Consider the following 2,051-nt stretch of genomic DNA (forward strand, 5'->3'; position numbering starts at 1 on the left):
AGTTGATAAAAAACTAAGTATTTTTAATAATGCCACCGGCTTAGAGCTGGTGGCATTATTTTTTATTCGCTAACTTAGCTTAACTTTTTATCAAAAAACTCAACGGTACGTTGCCATGCAAGCTCGGCATTGTCTTTATCATAACGACCTGTAGAGTCGTTATGAAATCCATGATTTGCCCCTTTGTACATATGCATAGTGTATTCAACATTATTAGCTTTTAAGTCTTGTTCGTACTGTGGCCACGACGCGTTTACACGTTTATCTAGCTCGCCTAATTGAATCATTAATGGTGCTTTAATATTTTTACGTAAACTTTCGCTGGCAGGAGTGCCGTAAAAAGGTACGCCGGCACTGAGTAAGTTGCTATCTACTGCCGCTAAGTAATTAACAATGTAGCCACCAAAACAAAAACCGACAGCGCCTAACTTACCGTTACTGTTAGCATGCGATTTTAAAAAGTGCGCTGCGGCAACAAAATCGTTTTGAATTTTAGCGCGATCCATGGTTTTTTGCATAGCGCGTCCATCATCATCATTACCAGGGTAGCCACCCAGTGGAAAGAGCGCGTCGGGTGCAAACGCAATAAAACCGACCTTAGCTAAGCGCCTTGCTACGTCTTTTACGTAAGGATTTAAACCACGGTTTTCGTGTACCACAAGTACAACAGGGAGCTTACCTTCTATGTTTTTAGGGGTTGCTAAGTAACCTTTGCCTTTACCGTGCCCGTCTGGCGAATCGAATTCTTCGTATGTTGCTTTAATATCATCGTCATTAAACGATACTTGTTCAGCAAGTGCATAGTTAGGTAATAATGCTGATGTAAGTACAGCCATCGAAAAGCCAAGAGCAGCAAGGCCACCGAGTTTTTTCATAAAAGTACGTCGGTCCATTAAACCGTGGGCGTATTCGTCATACCAATCAAAGGCTTCTTGAGGAATGTGATCAGAAGGAGATGTATTCATGGCTGTTTCTTAACTTTATTATGTCTATTTATTATTTAAATACCATAACGTATTAGGGATAAAAAACGAGCAATATTTCTCTCAATTATTAGGACTGTTGCCAAAGTTACCCATCAAGCAAGGCAAGGAGCACATTCCTTTGTTGTGCGGATATTAAAGAAACCATTTCAAGGTGATTTAAATCTTTTACCTCATAAATGCTCACTTTTGGGTTACTAAGAGTAAGCAACCCATTATATGGACTCACTTTGTCTGCATTACTTGAAAAGATGTAAGTTTGCCTTGCATGAGGGGTCTTATTTAGATTACTTAATATGTCGAGTTTATTAAGAGGTACTTTACTTTTTTCAATTACCTTAGCCGCGACTTCGTTTATATAATCATCACCTAACAGTTTGCTATAAACAGGGTATGATAACTTAGCAATTGTTCTTAGTGCGGCTTCAAAATTAATCATTGGAGCAAAAAGTATATGCTTATTAATATTGAGTTTGGTTGTGAGGTCGATGCTTGCAACTGCACCCATTGAGTAACTAAGCAATGAAATGTCGGTGTATTGGTGTTCATTTATATATTTTACTAATAAATCAAGGGAGTTTAAGCCATACTTAAATTCATCGTATTGATTACTTGCAGGCATCACTATTACATTCTTTCCAGTGATATGGCTAAGCCATCGGGCTTGCATGGTATAAACCAAACTATTTACGCCATATCCCGGAAAAATAATTAAAAGCCCATCGTTTGACTTACTCGGTAAGTTATCAGCATTGAGTTGATATTCAAAAGTATCGTCTTCAGTGCTTCCTCTACTAATTAAAGTTAATGTTAACGTATTGCCACTTAGTAGATAATTATCAATATCCTTAGGTGAAATAACCCTAAAATCAAGACAATCTATTTCGCTGCTACAGTAATGGGTTTGTGCTCCAGATAAAGCGATAGAGCTCTCAAATTCTTTAGGGAGAACTTTCCCCGGAGGCTTAGTTATTTGATAAGCAATATAGCTCTGGCAACCACTTAAAAAAATAACTAAAGAAATAATCAGTATGTATAAGCGCATTAAAGTCCCTTTAATTTTCAGCT

General features: G+C 37.7%; 2 protein-coding genes. Both read right to left on the reverse strand.

Annotated features, from left to right (window positions below; translation table 11 throughout):
* Positions 1 to 74: 74 nt before the first annotated feature.
* Positions 75 to 965 carry a dienelactone hydrolase family protein gene (locus GQR46_RS19090; protein ID WP_165742107.1) on the reverse strand — a complete coding sequence of 297 codons (891 nt, stop codon included), beginning with the start codon at positions 963 to 965 and terminating at the stop codon, positions 75 to 77.
* A gap of 106 nt (positions 966 to 1,071) precedes the next feature.
* Positions 1,072 to 2,049, reverse strand: coding sequence for an alpha/beta hydrolase (locus tag GQR46_RS19095; protein WP_240922930.1), 978 nt, complete (start codon positions 2,047 to 2,049; stop codon positions 1,072 to 1,074).
* Between the last annotated feature and the right edge of the window lie 2 nt (positions 2,050 to 2,051).

This window comes from Pseudoalteromonas sp. Z1A6 (genome assembly GCF_011378745.1).
In the GTDB taxonomy this organism is placed as follows: domain Bacteria; phylum Pseudomonadota; class Gammaproteobacteria; order Enterobacterales; family Alteromonadaceae; genus Pseudoalteromonas; species Pseudoalteromonas arctica.